The sequence below is a fragment of the Methanomicrobium antiquum genome, assembly GCF_029633915.1.
Taxonomy (GTDB): domain Archaea; phylum Halobacteriota; class Methanomicrobia; order Methanomicrobiales; family Methanomicrobiaceae; genus Methanomicrobium; species Methanomicrobium antiquum.
Window position 1 is genome coordinate 1686072 of record NZ_CP091092.1, and the last position, 16241, is coordinate 1702312.

Annotated in this window: 15 protein-coding genes; 3 read left to right on the top strand and 12 right to left on the bottom strand. The window is 38.4% G+C overall.

What is annotated here, in order from left to right:
- Positions 1-421: 421 nt before the first annotated feature.
- The 3 genes from L1994_RS08330 to L1994_RS08340 all read left to right on the top strand — a co-directional run bounded on the left by L1994_RS08330 (position 422) and on the right by L1994_RS08340 (position 3251).
- Positions 422-559, top strand: a complete 138-nt coding sequence (locus L1994_RS08330; RefSeq protein WP_278098986.1) for a helix-hairpin-helix domain-containing protein — start codon at positions 422-424, stop codon at positions 557-559.
- Positions 560-782: 223 nt separating this feature from the next.
- On the top strand, positions 783-2528 hold the full coding sequence (locus L1994_RS08335) for a PAS domain-containing protein (RefSeq protein WP_278098987.1): 1746 nt from the start codon (positions 783-785) through the stop codon (positions 2526-2528).
- Between the two features lie 300 nt (positions 2529-2828).
- Positions 2829-3251, top strand: a complete 423-nt coding sequence (locus L1994_RS08340) for a hypothetical protein (RefSeq protein ID WP_278098988.1) — start codon at positions 2829-2831, stop codon at positions 3249-3251.
- Positions 3252-3395: 144 nt separating this feature from the next.
- Here the strand turns inward: L1994_RS08340 and L1994_RS08345 are convergent, their stop codons facing one another.
- The 12 genes from L1994_RS08345 to L1994_RS08400 form a co-directional block, all read right to left on the bottom strand.
- The gene (locus L1994_RS08345; RefSeq protein ID WP_278098989.1) at positions 3396-4142 is read right to left on the bottom strand and encodes an MIP/aquaporin family protein; all 747 of its coding nucleotides are present in this window, start codon (positions 4140-4142) and stop codon (positions 3396-3398) included.
- A 5-nt stretch (positions 4143-4147) separates the two neighbouring features.
- The gene (locus L1994_RS08350; protein ID WP_278098990.1) at positions 4148-4357 is read right to left on the bottom strand and encodes a DUF2180 family protein; all 210 of its coding nucleotides are present in this window, start codon (positions 4355-4357) and stop codon (positions 4148-4150) included.
- 35 nt (positions 4358-4392) lie between these two features.
- Positions 4393-5889 (bottom strand): DUF2193 domain-containing protein, encoded by a 1497-nt coding sequence (locus tag L1994_RS08355; RefSeq protein ID WP_278098991.1) that lies wholly within the window; start codon positions 5887-5889, stop codon positions 4393-4395.
- A 741-nt stretch (positions 5890-6630) separates the two neighbouring features.
- Positions 6631-7584, bottom strand: coding sequence for a DUF1848 domain-containing protein (locus tag L1994_RS08360; protein ID WP_278098992.1), 954 nt, complete (start codon positions 7582-7584; stop codon positions 6631-6633).
- A 201-nt stretch (positions 7585-7785) separates the two neighbouring features.
- The gene (gene sepS / locus L1994_RS08365) at positions 7786-9399 is read right to left on the bottom strand and encodes an O-phosphoserine--tRNA ligase (RefSeq protein ID WP_278098993.1); all 1614 of its coding nucleotides are present in this window, start codon (positions 9397-9399) and stop codon (positions 7786-7788) included.
- A gap of 2 nt (positions 9400-9401) precedes the next feature.
- Positions 9402-10301 carry a 4-demethylwyosine synthase TYW1 gene (gene twy1, locus L1994_RS08370; protein ID WP_278098994.1) on the bottom strand — a complete coding sequence of 300 codons (900 nt, stop codon included), beginning with the start codon at positions 10299-10301 and terminating at the stop codon, positions 9402-9404.
- Positions 10282-11946: an arginine--tRNA ligase gene (argS, locus tag L1994_RS08375; protein WP_278098995.1), complete on the bottom strand. Its 1665-nt coding sequence runs from the start codon at positions 11944-11946 to the stop codon at positions 10282-10284. The genes twy1 and argS overlap by 20 nt, the downstream gene beginning before the upstream one ends.
- 39 nt (positions 11947-11985) lie before the next feature.
- Positions 11986-13263, bottom strand: a complete 1278-nt coding sequence (gene prf1 / locus L1994_RS08380) for a peptide chain release factor aRF-1 (protein WP_278098996.1) — start codon at positions 13261-13263, stop codon at positions 11986-11988.
- 64 nt (positions 13264-13327) lie between these two features.
- Complete coding sequence (locus L1994_RS08385) at positions 13328-14236, bottom strand: alpha/beta hydrolase family protein (protein WP_278098997.1); 909 nt, start codon at positions 14234-14236, stop codon at positions 13328-13330.
- A gap of 8 nt (positions 14237-14244) precedes the next feature.
- Positions 14245-14751, bottom strand: coding sequence for an NUDIX hydrolase (locus L1994_RS08390; RefSeq protein ID WP_278098998.1), 507 nt, complete (start codon positions 14749-14751; stop codon positions 14245-14247).
- Between the two features lie 109 nt (positions 14752-14860).
- Positions 14861-15619: a 7-cyano-7-deazaguanine synthase QueC gene (gene queC / locus L1994_RS08395; RefSeq protein ID WP_278098999.1), complete on the bottom strand. Its 759-nt coding sequence runs from the start codon at positions 15617-15619 to the stop codon at positions 14861-14863.
- 1 nt (position 15620) lies between these two features.
- Positions 15621-16229 (bottom strand): 7-carboxy-7-deazaguanine synthase QueE, encoded by a 609-nt coding sequence (locus L1994_RS08400; RefSeq protein ID WP_278099000.1) that lies wholly within the window; start codon positions 16227-16229, stop codon positions 15621-15623.
- Between the last annotated feature and the right edge of the window lie 12 nt (positions 16230-16241).

Genomic DNA, 16241 nt, shown 5'->3' on the forward strand with positions numbered 1-16241 from the left:
ATGAAAAAAGCTCATCATGTGCGTTGCTATGAAAGTCAAAAATATCTGATAGACTTATCATCACTTTTTGTGTGATGAAAAAAGCTCATCATGTGCGTTTTACATGAAAGTTACTTCATAACTTACATGAAACAGTTAGCATGAAATATAATTTCATGGACGTTTTCATGGTAAATCAAAACCAAAAAGAGTCTATTTCTCACTATTTAAAGCACAAAAAACACACCTCTTGAAACCTGCGAAAACACTCCCAAATGGAGGACAAACCACCTTTATCAGACATAATACTTAAATCAGGGATTATAATTTCAGGCCGGATGAATTTTATCAGATTCTTAATGAGGAAAATTTTTTTCCAAACACTGATCCAAAACAAATACTTGCGCAGATTTCTCAAAAACAAAGAGGTTCTTCTTACAGGATGGACTTAAACAATGCCAGTTATTATGAGCTTGTGCAAATTCCGGGGATTGGAAAAAAAGGCGCAGGAAAAATCTCCAGAAAAAGAAAAAAAAATAAAATTTCTTCTGTAGATGATCTCTCACGCCTTAAAATTTAAGGCAGAACTGCAATTCCATATATAATCTTCAATAATTCAGATTATCAGTCATTAATCACGGAATTTTAAAGTAAATAATGAAAAAAAAAGAGACAAATGAGAATCAAGAAATTTTTGTTCAGAATTGTCAAATAAAATAGTATTTAGCAGATCCAGTCAATTTATACTAAATATTCTGATAAAATACCTGCCCAAAAAAGGCATTTTATAGTTATGGTGAAGAATGCAAACCGGATATCTGCCAAATGACAAAAAAATAACACAATATTTCTCCTTAATAATTACAGGAACAACAGCCGCGGCACTGGTAATTACAATCGTCTGCCTCACTCACAATATAGACACTATTTATTATCATTTATACTACATTCCAATAATAATCGCGGCAATCTGCTATCCAAAAAAAGGATTTTACTTTACTCTTCTTCTGACAATTCTTTTTTTGTTCATAACATTTGTAATAACCAAAGGAGAAGAAGGCATATTTTATGAGAATATCATAAGGAGTATTGTCTTTATCGGAGTTGGCGCAATTGCATCAACTCTTTCTGAAGTACTCCGTGAAGACAGTCTGAAATATCAAAGACTTTTTGATAATTCAGGCGCGGCGACTGCAGTAATCAGCAAATCAGGAAAAATAATCTATTGCAATAAAGACTTTGAAAGAATTACCCGGTATGACTTCAAAGAACTCAAAAAAAAGTTTTTGCCTGAACTGATAAGCTCTGATGACAGAGATGAAATTTTTAAAAAACCTGAAGATACTTTACAAAAACCAGATGTAAAAAAGCAAATTCATCCTAAAGAGCTAAAAAATGCAGAAATCAAAATTGTGAAAAAAAATGGTGAGACATGCTATACTCTGGCATCACTGCACAAAATAAATGAACTTGGAATAATTTTATTGTCAGTAATAGATGTTTCATTAAAGGTAAAAACAGAAAAAATCCTAAAAATCAAAGAAGAAAGATACAAAAATCTCTTTCAGCAATCAACAGATGCAATCTTCATTCATTCTGTAAAAGGAAAAATATTTGATGCAAACAAAAATGCCTGCAAACTGACAGGATACACACTGGATGAATTAAAAGAGATAAATTTGACAGATCTTCACCCGGATACAGAGGCTGAAAAGATTGAAAAATGTATTGAATCCCTGGAAAATTCAGGTCATTGTGAATTTGAAAGCATATTTAAAAATTCAAACGGCAATACAAATTATATTGACATCCGATCAGTTATCGTTGACAAAGACACAATGGTTGCTCAGTCAATAATACGCGATATAACTCTTCGCAAAAAAAATGATAATGCCCTTCACACAGCTTCTAAAAAGCTTAGCATTCTATCCTCAATAACAAGACATGACATCATAAATCAGATAATGGTTGCTTTAGCAAACCTTGAATTTGCAGAGATGGATTCAAAGGATGAAAATATACTACCTTATCTTGATAAAGCAGGTGCATCTGTGAGAATAATTCAAAAACAGATTGAGTTTAGCAAAGATTATCAGGATATGGGTGGAAAGCCTCCAAAATGGCAGAATATTGAAGAGATTATTCAAATATCTCTAAACAACCAGAATATTCCTGAAAATATCTCAGTATATTCTGATGTCGCCGGTGTTGAAATCTACGCTGATCATATGCTTGAAAAGGTCTTTTCCAACCTTATTGGAAATTCGCTTATGCATGGAGGAAATTTTACTGAAATCAAAATAATGTTGGGAAATGATGATGGATTTTTCAGAATAAATTACTCAGATAACGGATCTGGAATTCCAAATGATAAAAAAGAGTTCATATTCAGGGCAGGTTATGGAAGCAACCAGGGTTTTGGACTTTACCTTGTAAGAGAAATTCTGGCAATCACAGGTATTTCAATAGAAGAGACAGGAATCTTTGGCAAAGGAGTAAATTTCGAGATTAAAGTTCCGGCAAATGACATTAGATTTATAGGAAATTGAAATCAAAAAGCAATTTTCTATTCCCATTAAAAAAAATCTGATTTGCGATAAAAGTCTGAAATCCAAAAAAGACTTATCAACAGTTTTTGTGTGATGAAAAACGCTCATCATGTGCGTTGCTATGAAAGTTACTTCATGACATAAATGAATAAAGCCTGAATAATTCGTTTCATTCATGTTTTCATAAAAACTACCGGATTGAGAATTTTTTCCGGAACAATTTTAAATTTTTATCTTTCACTAATCCATATCATTTCAAACAGCAGATTAGATTAAACATAAATTACATAACTATCATTTATGGAAGAGCTTCCAGAATATCAGATATGTCCCAAGTGCGGCAAAAGAAGTACTCCTTATATGGAGAATTGCTGGAATTGCGGCCAGTCCTTTTTTGTTGAGACAACGACCATAATCAACACAGATGAAGCAAAAGAAACAGAAGAAATTGTTCCCGGAGCAGAAGCAGATTTTGAGCCTGAAAAAATTTCACCATGCAGATTAGATGAGATGAATTTTACAGACAGAATGTTTGCATACAGCCTTCTTTTTAGTGGAGAAATGGTTATTGAATTCTGCAACTGTGATATCTGTAAAGAAGCCTTTAAAGAATCTCTCGCATTCTTCAAAGAGTCAGATCCTGAAGCAGAAGAAATCAAAAAAGAGGCTGAAGATACAGAAATTGAAGGAATGATTCTTGATTTATCCGGACTGGGTCTTTAACATAAATTTTTAAAAAGAAATTATTAAAACAATTCTTTTTAAAAAAACTATTTTTTAACAGAATAAAATGTAGACCATAAACACAGATATCCTATAAAACTTTGCTTCAGTCTGTTGTGAAAAAGAGGAAATTTTGATCTTTAATCATTCACCATCGGCAATAATCCACTGATAGAGGAATGCCGCAAGCACTGCACCAATAACCGGCCCTGCAACATATATCCAGTAAACTGAAAGCACATTTGGCCCTCCAAGCAGGAGATCTGCCAACATCGGACCAAAAGAACGGGCAGGATTTATCGATGCACCGGAGATGTTGCCGATTGTAGTGATGATTCCGGCAACGGCAAGTCCGATTGCAAGACCGGCAAATCCAGGCGGTGCCTTTTCATCGACTGCAACACCCATAATGACCATCATAAGAAGGAATGTCCCGATTATCTCTGCAAGGAGAGCTTCCCAGACAGTTATGCCGACAAAAGGAGCGGTTGCACCAAGTCCGCCTATAGCAATCGCTTCGGGACCGACAGACAATGCAAACAGAATGCTTCCCAAAAGTGCCCCGATAAGCTGTGCGATTACATATACAACCATATCTTTTGCAGGGAAGAGTCCTTTCGCCCATAAAGCAATTGATACTGCCGGATTTATGTGTGCTCCAGATACCCTTCCAAAGGTATAGATAACAGCCATCACAGTAATTCCAAAAGCAAGGCCGATTGCGAGCCAGTCGCCCAGACCACCTAATAAACCGATGCCCATATTGAAGGTATTTGGAGTTTCCTCCCCATCAACCAGCATAAGAGTCATCGCCGCCGCACCTGCACCAAAGTAGACTAAAAGCATAGTGCCTATTGCTTCGGCGGTAAACCTCTTTCCAAGTGATATCATCAAAATCACGTCCTTTTTATTGATTCAGCACACTCCGGGCAGAGTATTCTTGGAAGGGTTTTGGATACTTTTTTTGCCGGGAATGGATAGCCTCCTTCCCAGATTTCCTGATCTTCCCTTATGGCATGTTCCATACAAAGCCCCATTCCACAGACAATACAGATTGCTACAGCATCAGTATCTTTTCCCATTTGTGCACAGACATAACATTTCATCGTGAAAACCTCCAAAAAATTTTTGGATTTTTTTTTCAGACTGCTTCCCTGTACTGGCAGTATTCATGGCGGAAATCCACAAGAGATGCAGATGCACAGTTCTTGCAGGCACGGACAGGTGCCGCGGCAGTCTTTTTGTCAAGAGCAACTATGTTTGTCATCATTGTTGCAGTTACAGGCTCGGATGTAAGCAGGCACGGGTAGTCAGCAAGACTCATCATTGCCGCAAATCTGACTGTAATTGCACATGCCGGATATACATAGCGCTGTGGGTTTTGTATGACATCATGTTTGTCAACAGGTGACAGATCAACCGGAAGTCCGCTGACAGTTGGTTTAAGTGCATTTCCAGAGCCGTTTTTAACTTTCCTTGCCCTGTCCATTATGCCCCATCCACGATATACCATGTCCATGAAGTCACAGTTGTGAAGCTCTGCTGCAGCTCCTCTTGTTGGATTTAACTGAACGAAGTTGTGGTACCTTTTTGTGAGAAGCTCTACAACTGTCGGACCGTTGAATCCGTCAAGTTCAAGGATGTATTCCGCCGCGGCGGCTGTTGCTCCGGTTGCAACAGATGTCACCTGATATACGCTCTTAAACTTTGATACGTTCTGGCGCAGAGTATTTTCCATTACATCAGTTACTGCCTCTATTATGCCCATGACCATGTCGTCTTTGCACATGTTGTATGTGGACTGTGCAATGTGATGGGCAATATCTCCAACACAGTACGCAGGAACAGTAACAATGTTTGCATAATGTACTTCGTCACTGATGGCCGCTTTTACAACAGGTTCCATCTTCTTCCTGTATTCGGCCATGTATTTTCTGACGTCAAAAGAACTGTGATTGTTTGCATCCATAAGCTCTGCCTGTGCAGAAACAGGACTTTCATAAATGTGTTTTAACTCATTTATCTCGCCTTTAACAGCATCTGCAAGAGTCATTTCTTTTTCAACACTTTTTGCAAACACATCACCAACACCATATGATGTATTCATTCCCCAGGATTTAGCGGCAAGAAGAGCTTTTTTGTGATCTGCCGGAATATCTGTTTTTGTTAATATCTGGTTTACAACATTGCTTGTACTTCCGGGAATCATTGCAAAGTCAACAACACATGTAGGCCCGTAAAAGCCTGCATATCTGCGGGCAGATTCACGTCCAATCAGTGCCTCAGACTTTCCGATCTGCTTGATGAATTTATCAACGCTCTTTTTAAATGCAGGGTCCTCATCATACAGAATTTCAAGAACAACAGGTGTCTGGTAGTGCTCTACAAATGGATCGTCTTCGGGCTTTACAAAGTCTGTTAATGATGTAAGAGTATTGAAGTGGGCATTGACTGATTCTACATGAAGGTCGATTACAGTTTTTGACTGCCCTTCTCCGGCCTTCATCTTATTCACCGCATCTACGTACGGTTTTCCGTCTTTTACTTTAAAATCGGTTCCTCTCTTCTTCTGGAGGATGGAGACATCAGCACGCTGGGCCCCCATTGCTTCGTCTATCATTTTTCCATAAATTGTCATAGGTTATACCTCCTATGGATGTGTCATCATATATTCTGAAGATATTTATAATTAACTCACACAAGGATTTATCAGCTTTTTTGAAGAGATTAAACCCCAAATAGAGTTTAATTTGTTAAGCTTACATAGAAACAGCAATGAGAAACTGCATATCAAAATGGTGCAGATACAAAAACAAATAAAGCCACAATAATGAATATAAAATCAGTTTGGTCTAAATTAACAACCTGATATAATAGAACCTTATTTAATGTATGAATCCTGTCCCTGAATTTATGAAATCCCAAATAATTCAGGAAATTTTAAAAAAAAACAGGCATTATGTTGCAATATTGCATTTTAATCATAGTAAATCTGTCACGGGGGGGTGTGACAGAACACTATAATTTCTGGTTTGTAATTTCTGGTCTGGTCAAATTATCCCTAACAATAAGGATATTGACGAAATTAATAGAAAATGACAGATCTCTCATCTGTCTAATATGAGTTTATTAGAATTATATTAATAAGAATTTGCTAAACTTAAATTTAAGTGATTATTAATCACATAAACCATCATATTTTGAAGAATATCCAAATTAGATCAAAATTTGTGAAAAATATTTTCTCAGAATCCTTTGTCCCGGGATCATTTACTGAAAACAATTATTTCAAAATCAGATTGATATACTCCTTCATAAAAAAACCGAGCATTTGCTCCTGATTTTTAGGAATTATTAACCCGGATTGTATCGGGATTATTCAGATGCCTTTTAAATACATTGATTCACTCTTAGGATTTTTCAGTAAAAGCCTGTAATTATTTATTGCAAGAACAGGATTTCTGGTGGCATAACAATAGGCACATCCGTGAATACAGGTATTATATTGTCCTGTATCTGTTGAAGGAATGCACCCGCAAAGAGACCTTTGACTTTTATCCTTCCCACTGTTTTCTTCAAGATATTTTAACATAAAAGAATCATCTGAACAGATCTCCCGTATCAGATTTGGGTCAATGCATCTTCCTTTGGCTATTTTATATTTCAGAAGAGAAATATCTTCACTGCATGCAGACAAACCAAGATTCCACTTTTTATTAAGGCTGGAAAGACCGGTTGCAAACTCAGTTATTTCACTTTTCTCAAACTCCCGGATACCAGAAAATCCAAATTTTTTTAAGTTTTTTTCAACTGATTTATAATTATCAAAAAAACTTATGACAAGCCTTTTTGTATAATCTGAGATTTCATCACCTGTTTTTTCAATTCGCAACAAAAGATCTTTTAAGGCTATTTTACCAGATAATATAAGTGGATCAGATCGCCAGACAACCTTTTCTTTCCCAATAATATCAGACAAATTTTTAAAGGTCTCAATTCTGTCTTTAAGCGGTAAAACATTCTTCTCATATCCTTCACGTGAATAATCATTTAAAGTGTACTGAAAGTAATATCTGATTCCCAGACTGTCAAAAAAAGGGAGATGCTTAATAATAGGTTTTGGGTTTTTAGTCCAGAAAACTATGAATTTTGTATCACAAAAATTGATTTTATAAGGCCTGTTGTTATATGGATTAAATTTTATAAGATATCCTTCTTTTATCCGGTTTACAAACCAGTCCGAATAAAATGCCGGAATATCTGTTGCACGGCTTGCTGAAACAATCACCGGATTGAGCTCTTTTATAGATGAATTTGCTGAATTATTGATCATAAAATTATAAGATAAATTATCCTTTGGAATTATTAGATTTTTGACGACATTTTAAAAAATGTTTATGAAAAAATGTTTTTATGCACTATTTAACAGGAATATGAAAAAGTTCATAAAACAATGAATTTACAAAAAAAAGTGTTGATGAAAAAAATTTCATGCAACTTTTCATGTAAATCACAATTTTAATTTCAGTTGAAATTACTCTTCGCAGTCACAGTGGCACTCGGACTGTTCGATCTCCCATCTTATTGCAGTAAAAACCGGCCCTCTGACATCAATTTTTTTGTTGTTGTCGGTGATATACCTCATCGCCCAGGGTTCAACTTTCAGATTTATTTCTGATGGAACTTTAATCATTTTAAAGTCAATACTGCCATTTTCACCGTAAAAAACTGCTTCTTCTATTTTTGCCGCCGCAAGATTGGCAACAGCGTCAATGAATGAAATAGAAGCATTAACCCCCTTTTCACGCTGTTTTTTGTAGCTGGAAGTATCCGGAAGACCAAGAATTCTTCCGTCCGCAACAAAAACATCGTTTAGCGCCGCAGGGCCTAAAAGTTTTGAGTTTTCCTCATCCTCAAAGACATAAACCTTAACTCTGCATCCAAAACCAAAATCAATATCGCATGCTAAAAATTCACAGGGACTTTTTTCATCGAAATGATCACGGGCTGTTTTTACAATTGAGTCTGCTATAAAAATACCTTCCTCTGTCTTTGGTGATTCTTTTAGGGAGACTGCACGGGCAATATCCAAATCTGTGAAATTCTGCGGAAAGAACTGCGGGTAGGTTAATGCTCTTACATCCTCTGCTCCGTACTCTATCATGGAAAGGCGCTCGACACCAAGACCTAAGTTCATAACCGGAACTTCCACACCATATGCCGCCAGAGAATGCGGAGAGTAAATGCCAAATGTTGCAACCTCAACCCAGCCATGAACAGGATGTCTGGCATAGACCTCTGTCTGGGTTTCAGGAACATAATATTTTGACTTCTTCTCATCAGGCCTGAACTCAAAATCAGTAAATCCAAATGCAGACAATAGACCTGCGGCAACCGCTTTTCCATCCTCAACCGAAACATCCTCATCGGCAATTATACACGATGCCGAATGATATGTCATCAGGCGTGTCGGGCCTTCTTCCTGTTCACGGCGAAAACACCTGTCAATTGAAAACTGGCGGATTGGAAGAGGAACCCTGTCCCAGATATCGCCAAGTGTCAAAAACCATCCTGAAGTCATATGTGAACGAAGAGTGACTCTTGAAGACTCCGGTGACAACTCGCGAAATTCCGGAAAAACCTCATCCATTATATTTACAACAAGACCATCGTCCGTATCAAGAACTACTGCAAGTTCGTGCGTTAACTCATCACCGTCAATCTCGGATTTTTTGTAGGCATGAAGAGTCTTTCTAAGGTTCTCCTCAGTCTCTTCAGAAATATCCTTCCCGGTTATTTTTGAAATGCTTTCAAGCTGTTTTTTCCCAATACCAACATTTGGACGGGGAAGACCCCCCAGATAAAAAACCCTGTCCAAAACTGCGGAGGCCTCAGGACCAAACTGCTTATACACATCAGATTCGTCAATGAAGAGTGGAACACGGGCCTCATCAAAACCCATCATCATATATGCTTCACGAAGCCTCTGGATAGTCTCTGCTATGGGATGCTTTTTAGCCGCCCGAATTATATTTCTTGGATATTTCTCTGAGAGTGAAACTGTCTTTTGTATTTTTTCTCCCTCGTGCCACGCCGCTTCAAAATCTGATTTGGCCAGTTCCCTGAATTTTTCTGCACTAAATCTCATATTTACAGCCTTCTCATGCAAACCACCCTTGACAGGGGATTTTCATCTATTATTTTATAATCACAGTATTTTGAGATTTCCAAAGCGAAATCACGAACATAATCATGTTCGGGCATATTCTCCCTCACAAGTCTCTGCCGGCTGTGCCCGACAAACATATATCCCTTTACCTCAATGAAATCTGCACCTGAACTCTGATACATTTTTGCATATTCTTCTGCACCAAAATCGTTTAGACCTTTCACAACAGTTGTCCTTATTGCAGAGCGCCGATCTTTTAAAAGCGACAGACTCTTTTGAATTTCTCCCCAAAAGTCTTCTTCAGGCCGGCAGACTGAAAGATAAGTCTTTTTATCAGGTGCATCAAGTGAGATGTAGGTCTGATACGGATGACAGCGCTCAATCATCTCCGGCTTCGTTGCGTTAGAGACTAAGAATGTTGTGTTGTTTCCTCTCTTAAAAAGTTCAATAAGTTCTGGAAGCTTAGAGTAAAGCGTAGGCTCACCGGAAAGCGATATTGCAATCATATCAGGGTTAAGTGCTTCATTCCATAGCTTCTCTGTTGCTGTGCTTGATTCTAAAATCCAGTTATATCCTGCAAGAGATTTCTTCTGAAGAGCATGCATCCTTTCAAGGATAATCTCAGGCGGACACTCCTCTTCTTCTTCGACTTCATACTCCATCGAACGCCAGCAAAAAAGGCATCTTTGATTACACTTTAATGTAGGCGTCATCTGAACACACCGGTGGCTTGAAATATTGTAAAACTGGTGCTTGTAGCACATGTCGCCGCCTAAAAGCGCCCGTTTGTTCCACATGCATGGTTTTAAGGCGGCAGATGACTTTTTTGAGAAAAACTGATATCCCTGTTTTTCAAGGGATTTACATGCTTCTGACTGCATCTATACCAAGTGTTAAAAGAGCTTCGTGAAGTGTGTTCTGCGCCGCCTTTACAATTGTAAGCCTTGAATCCCTCAATTTTCCCTCTTCTTTTAGCACAGGATTGTAGCGGTAGAAGGTATTGAATAAATCTGCAAGTTCACGTGCATAGATTGCAAGGACATGGGGACGAAGATCTCTTGAAATCTCATCAATAATTTTTGGAAACAGTGCTATTTTTTTAACAAGCGCTATCTCCTGCTCACTCTCAGGAGAATAAATCTCCTCAAATTCTCCTGCTTTCTTTAGAATCGAACATGCACGGGCATGTGCATACTGAACATAAGGAGCACTTTGTTTTTCAAAGTCAAGTGCCTCTTTCCAGTCAAAAACGGTTGATTTCTCCTGTGAAACACGGACAATATCATATCTTACAGCACCGATTGCAACCGATTTTGCAATTGCACACTTCTCATCCTCTGATATCTCCGGCCTTCTTGAATTAACCTCTTCATATGCACGCTTTGTAACTTCTCCAATTAAGTCATCAGCAGAGATGAATTTTCCTGCACGGGTACTCATAGAACCTTCAGGAAGAGATACAAACTCAAAGAAAACAATCTCAGGCGATTTATCTCCCAAAAGCTTCATAGTTGACTGAAGCTGTGTTCCAATTAATTTGTGATCTGCTCCTAAAACGTCAATAACCCTGTCATAATTATCGCTCTTCCATTCGTGGTATGCAAGATCACGTGCGGCGTAAACCGATGTTCCATCTGAACGCCTTAATACATAGTCTTTTTCAAAGCCAAATTCTGTTAAGTCAAGAGATAATGTCTCCTCATGTTTTGCCTGGGGAAGAGCCTCAATTCTGTGAAGGATGTTGTACATTAATTTGTTCCTGACAAAATCACTTTCAAAAATGAATCTGTCATGGGGTGCATTGAGCTCGTTTAGTGTCTCTTTCATACCGTCAAGGCACAACAAAACAGCTTCACGGAATTTTTTAACCATCTCAGGGTCACCCTGCTCAATAAGAGCCATCCTTCTGTCAATCTCTTCTTTTATCGAAGGGTCAGCCTCAATTTTTTTGTTTGCCAAAACATAGACATCAGCAACATAGCGATCCCCTTTCTCATTATCCTTCCTTGCAATGTCAATGTTGTCAAATCCCCATGAGACAATTGCAATCTGACGACCCATATCATTTACATAATAATGGACATCAGTAATATACCCGGCTTTTTTATAGACTCTTGAAAGAGTATCGCCAATTACTGAATTTCTGATATGGCCGACATGCAAAGGCCCGTTTGGATTTGCGCTTGTATGCTCAATGCAGACACGCACCCCTTTTTCAGGAAGCTGCCCATATCCCGGCTTTAATGACGCTTTTAAAACATCTGAAAGATATCCGGCGCCAAAAATGAAATTGATGTAAGGTCCTTTTGTTTCAACTTTTATATCTGATGATTCAAATTCAGCCTCAAGCTTTTTTGCAATTGATGCGGCAATCTTTGCAGGATTTTCCCTCTCTTTTTTTGCAAGCGCAAAAGCAACTGTTGATGCAAGGTCAGCATGGTCACCGCCATCACCTAAAAAGACGTCATCTTCGCCGGAGACCTTTTTTAAAGCATCCTCTACTTTTTTGTATGTCTCAAAAAACATATATTATTTCCACCTGTATTGTCCTTTTTATAGGTTTTTTTAGTATCCCGTTCTATAGCGAAGAATTGCCGCAACACCACCAAAAGCGTTGTAGAGCATTGCACCTTCTTCAAAGTCATCAGAAATAATCATGACTTTTGTGTTTCCTGAATCTGCAAGTTCAGCAAGTTCATCAATTATGTCTGTCTCTTCCTCAATATACACAGGAGCAGAGCATTTTGGACATATACCAATCTCAACGTCAGATATTTTCTTTCCGGGTGCAACCTTTACAGTTTCTTCACGTGAGTATTCACAATTCTGGCACTGAATCTTAATCCTTGACTCTCTCAAAACAGCCGACAATAAAAGAGTGTCAACCGCTCCAATCTCCAGATTCTTTCTGACACTCTCCTCACCGTAAGATGAGAGACCCTCATCTTTCACAAGCTCTTTGAAGAAACGGTCCATTACAACCTTTTCTTTCATCACTTCAACGCCGCGAAGGGCATCGGATGCATTATCAACAAGCTCTGAAAGACCGCTTTCGTTTGTATAGGACACATCAAAAAGACCGATAATTCTTTTCTGAAGTTCGTGGTGAAGGAAATTTCCGCTTTCAAATTCATCCTTTGTCGGAGTAGGGCCGCCGATTAAAACTCCCTTAAATCTCTCATAAAAATCAGGTTCGGCAAGAAAAATCTCATTAGCCCTGTCTGCAACTTTTTTATAGAATTCATTTATGGCAATAAGACGCAGTCTTTGAAAACGCATTGCAGACTGACCGCCCTTCCTCTGTTTTCCGGGAACTGTTGAAGTAATACCAGATACAGGTTCTATCCTGTTTCCGCGCAAAAATCCTATGTATGCCTCTCTTCTGTCAATGACAATAAGACCATAGACCTCCTTTTCAACAAGCATCTGTTGCAGAGGTTCAAGCTCAAAATTAGAAGAGCACCGGTACATATAGAGGTTTACAGGTTCAGGAGGCTCGATTATTGTACAGTCCATATCTGTCCTGTCGCCGCCAAGCTTCACTGTTCCGCAAAAGACTGCCATCCCGCTTGCAGGAGGTCTGTCATAATATTTTAGTCGTGACAGAATTGAAGATATTGCACTTTGTACATTGGTTCTTGTCTGCTTGCTTTTGATGTTTGCACACTGCCCGAACTCATCTCTTAGCTGTGCAGTTACATCATAAATCTGTTTATCCGGAGGAATGTAAATTGTAATTAATTCAGTTCCGCTTCCTTCTTTCTCAGCAAGTTTCTCAAGAGTCTTTTTAAATTCATATCTTTTTCTTGCGCTGTCAAGCTCCACTTCCACATCTTCTGCCATAATTGTATTTTCACCGTAATTATCTGGAAACTTTACTATAATTCAACCTGTATGGCATTAAGTCTTAGTCTTCTGCCAGCAGGGTTTTGATATATTCATCCACTTCACTATTTATCCCATGAGTCCCGTTAAAGGCTACAAAGTCCTTAGGTTCTTCTGCCTTATTATAAAGCGACATCCCGGATTCAAAGTCAATTACCGAATCATCAGGTGCATGGAAAATTACTGTTTTTGAGGGTTTAATCATCCCTATATAGCTGTCAGGATTGATGCTTTTAATGAAAAGATCAACAGCCTCACCATTTTTGTTATTCTCCCATTCATAACCTGAAGTAGATATTCCAAAATATCCTTCAAACTCAGAGTCGATGCCTGCCGCAATTGCCGCATATCGTCCGCCGTTTGATGAACCTGCAATATATACAGGGAAAGATTCACCATATATCTCTTTCAGATAGTCCTTTGCAGAAATCAGATCAAAAATTATTCTGTAATACTGAGGAGTCATTCCCTTTACAGCTGTTTCATATTCATGCTGGAAATCAAGCGAGACACCTTCGCTCTTCCCGCCGTTTCCGCGAATATCAACAACCATAAATGCTATGCCTGATTCTGCATAAGAAATTGAGCGGTTTTTGTGTGCATCGGCACTTACACCGGCGCCTGGTGCGAATACAACTCCGGACAAAGGCTTCTCAGGGGATGCCAGAGTTGTATATACTTCATCTTCTCCATCTTTCATCACAATTTCAGAAAGTTTTACAGAGCCGTTTTTACCTTCGTTTGAAACATTACAAAGACTGTAAGAATAACTAATCTCATCAACGCTTAAAACTCCGTCATCCGATACAGAATATGCAATATGTGATGTGAGGTCTGCAGGCTTGGCCGGACTATTGTTTGATGCACAGCCGCAGAAGAAAACTGCCGTGGCAATAATCAAAATTAAAAATACTGATGCTTTGTATTTCATATTTTATTCTACCTCAGGCATTTGAATACAAGGCAGATTGTCTTTGCATCAACAATTCTGCCATCCTCTATCATCTCAAAAACCTCAGGCTTTTTTACCTTTACAACCTCTATTACCTCATCATCATCCTTTTGGAATTCATCAGAAGGCGAGAGGGAATATGCTTCATACAAAAAAATTCTCTCGTTTGTAAATCCGGGAGTTGTGTAAATATAGCCTTTTGGAACCAACTCTTCGCACTTAAAACCTGTTTCTTCAATGAGTTCACGGTGCGCTGTTTCTTCAGGATTTTCCCCCTCATTCATCGTTCCTGCAGGTGCTTCATAGATATACTCATCAATCGGATATCTGTACTGCTTTATCAGATAGCAGTATTCGTTATCCATAGGAAGTATTGCAACTGCACCACCTGGTTTTACAACTATTCTTTCAAGGGTAATTCCGCCTGGAAGGTCAACTTCAACCTTCTCTACTTTCATTCTGCCGCCACTGTAAATATCATCAATTTTTTTCATATTTTCATACTCTCATAAATTTGCATGAATTCAGATCTCTGTTCTTTTTGATTTATATCCACCAATCACTTTTATTCTTCCGAATCATTTCGGCGTTTAGGATTAATATTTAGGCATAATCAATCGGATCTTTTACTCCAATCTCTTCAAACGCTTTTAAGCGATAATAACAGGAATCACATCTCCCACATGCAGGATGATTGCTTTTGTAGCAGGACCATGTATCTTCATATGGAACACCAAGTTTTAAGCCTTTTTTTAAGATCTCAGTCTTGTTTAGATTTACAAAAGGCGTCATAAGACGGATGTTTGTCTCATCAGATGTACCAAGAGAAATAACCTTCTGAAATGCCTCAACAAACTCAGGTCGACAGTCAGGATAGCCTGCATAGTCCGATGCCTGAACACCGATAAATATTGCCTCAGCGCCACGAGTCTCTGCATAGCTTGTCGCAATTGACAGTAAATTAGAATTTCTGAAAGGAACATAGGTGTTTGGAATTGTAGTTGAAATTGTACCTGAGATTGTGTGGGATCCAAAAGATTCTTCATTCCCGGCACCTGTCTGAGTCTTTTCCTGAGAATTTTTTCTTTTCTCATCCCCTTTTTCATCAGTGTGATCAAGAACATTCATTGAATAATCAGTCAAAGAACTTCCGCCAAACTGTGTCAGATGTGATAGTGATATTTCCATAAATTCAAGGGCATCGAGTGATTTGGCAATTTTTTTGGCACACATCAGCTCTTTTTCCTCTGTTCTCTGCCCATACACCGTATGAAGCGCCAGAATATCATATCCCATATCCTTTGCAACATATGCAAGTGTGGATGAGTCCATTCCCCCTGAAATCAGGCATACTGCTTTCATTTTATTCAACACCTATTATTTTGTGAAGCTGGATTTGAAATCTGACAGGCAGTCCGCTGTTTATTACCATCTGTGCAGTTTTTTTGCAATTACTGCCCCATACGGGCGATATGAATATTTGTGAGTTTATCAGGTAATTTTCAATTATATCTTTTGCATAACAAAAATCTGCTTCATCACTGACTACAAACTTAACAGAATCATCTTTTCGGAGATTTTTCAAAAGCTCCAGGTCGCTCATTTCCCCAGAGGAAGGACATTTTACATCCATACATATTTGGGCATAATCCTGCAGGTCAGAGAAGTCAATTGTACCGTTTGTCTCAATCTCTGTTTTGTAACCGGAGTTGTGAAGAATTCTTAAAAGAGGTATCAACTCTTCTTTTGATAATAGTGGCTCTCCGCCTGTGATGCAGACATAAGAAACACCGGATTTCTCAATTTTTTCAAATATCTCTTCTGCACTCATCCAGACTCCCCCATTATGAGATTTTTTGGTGTCGCACCAGCGGCAGTTGAGATTACAGCCGGAGAGTCGTACAAACAGAGTTACTGTTCCCGAAAGAGGCCCTTCGCCCTGAAGGCTTTTGAATATTTCAATTATCTTCATCAGTGACCTTTT

What these genes read in the sequence shown, in the direction of transcription:
- L1994_RS08385 (WP_278098997.1), bottom strand. Translation starts at nt 14,236, where the DNA reads ATGAAATACAAAGCATCAGTATTTTTAATTTTGATTATTGCCACGGCA.
- sepS (WP_278098993.1), bottom strand. Translation starts at nt 9,399, where the DNA reads ATGAGATTTAGTGCAGAAAAATTCAGGGAACTGGCCAAATCAGATTTT.
- L1994_RS08345 (WP_278098989.1), bottom strand. Translation starts at nt 4,142, where the DNA reads ATGATATCACTTGGAAAGAGGTTTACCGCCGAAGCAATAGGCACTATG.
- argS (WP_278098995.1), bottom strand. Translation starts at nt 11,946, where the DNA reads ATGTTTTTTGAGACATACAAAAAAGTAGAGGATGCTTTAAAAAAGGTC.
- L1994_RS08335 (WP_278098987.1), top strand. Translation starts at nt 783, where the DNA reads ATGCAAACCGGATATCTGCCAAATGACAAAAAAATAACACAATATTTC.
- L1994_RS08355 (WP_278098991.1), bottom strand. Translation starts at nt 5,889, where the DNA reads ATGACAATTTATGGAAAAATGATAGACGAAGCAATGGGGGCCCAGCGT.
- L1994_RS08330 (WP_278098986.1), top strand. Translation starts at nt 422, where the DNA reads ATGGACTTAAACAATGCCAGTTATTATGAGCTTGTGCAAATTCCGGGG.
- twy1 (WP_278098994.1), bottom strand. Translation starts at nt 10,301, where the DNA reads ATGCAGTCAGAAGCATGTAAATCCCTTGAAAAACAGGGATATCAGTTT.
- queC (WP_278098999.1), bottom strand. Translation starts at nt 15,619, where the DNA reads ATGAAAGCAGTATGCCTGATTTCAGGGGGAATGGACTCATCCACACTT.
- L1994_RS08350 (WP_278098990.1), bottom strand. Translation starts at nt 4,357, where the DNA reads ATGAAATGTTATGTCTGTGCACAAATGGGAAAAGATACTGATGCTGTA.
- L1994_RS08400 (WP_278099000.1), bottom strand. Translation starts at nt 16,229, where the DNA reads ATGAAGATAATTGAAATATTCAAAAGCCTTCAGGGCGAAGGGCCTCTT.
- L1994_RS08340 (WP_278098988.1), top strand. Translation starts at nt 2,829, where the DNA reads ATGGAAGAGCTTCCAGAATATCAGATATGTCCCAAGTGCGGCAAAAGA.
- L1994_RS08390 (WP_278098998.1), bottom strand. Translation starts at nt 14,751, where the DNA reads ATGAAAAAAATTGATGATATTTACAGTGGCGGCAGAATGAAAGTAGAG.
- L1994_RS08360 (WP_278098992.1), bottom strand. Translation starts at nt 7,584, where the DNA reads ATGATCAATAATTCAGCAAATTCATCTATAAAAGAGCTCAATCCGGTG.
- prf1 (WP_278098996.1), bottom strand. Translation starts at nt 13,263, where the DNA reads ATGGCAGAAGATGTGGAAGTGGAGCTTGACAGCGCAAGAAAAAGATAT.